2 pseudogenes are annotated in these 500 nt (G+C 43.6%); one reads left to right on the plus strand and one right to left on the minus strand.

The window, feature by feature from the left end:
* Positions 1-192: pseudogene (locus R7093_RS28605) on the minus strand (MarR family transcriptional regulator); the annotation flags it as partial.
* 125 nt (positions 193-317) lie between these two features.
* Between R7093_RS28605 and R7093_RS28610 the strand changes: the two are divergent.
* A pseudogene (locus tag R7093_RS28610) lies at positions 318-500 on the plus strand (organic hydroperoxide resistance protein); the annotation flags it as partial.

Here is a 500-nt window from a genome sequence, read left to right on the forward strand (position 1 = left end):
GCTTGTGCCATCTTTTTCCCACAACACCATCATTACCAAGTACTGCGAGTAGGTGAGATCAAGTGCGTCCAACAACGGTCGGTACGCGCGAATCACAGCGTTAGCAGCGCTGTATAGCGGAAAGCAGACTTGATTCTCTAGTAACAATTTTTCTTCTGCATTCAATGTACTTGGGGAGTAACACTGGCTCATGGGCTTAATCTCGATAAAGGCGATAAAAATAAATTGTGCACAATATAGTTGCAAACTATCGTTGTTTCGATGTAAGGTTGCAAGCAATTAAATTGTGTGCAACTTAAATCAAAGAGGATATTTGCATGACAACATTATACAAAACTCAAGCTACTGCTCTGGCTGGCCGTAATGGTCAAGTAAAAACCAACGATGGTCTGCTGGATCTTGAACTTGCTTACCCAAAAGAGATGGGTGGTACAGGCGCAGCAACGAACCCAGAACAACTGTTTGCAGCGGGTTACTCGGCTTGTTTCTCTAACGCGATT

The sequence above is a fragment of the Vibrio sp. 1580 genome (genome assembly GCF_033340055.1).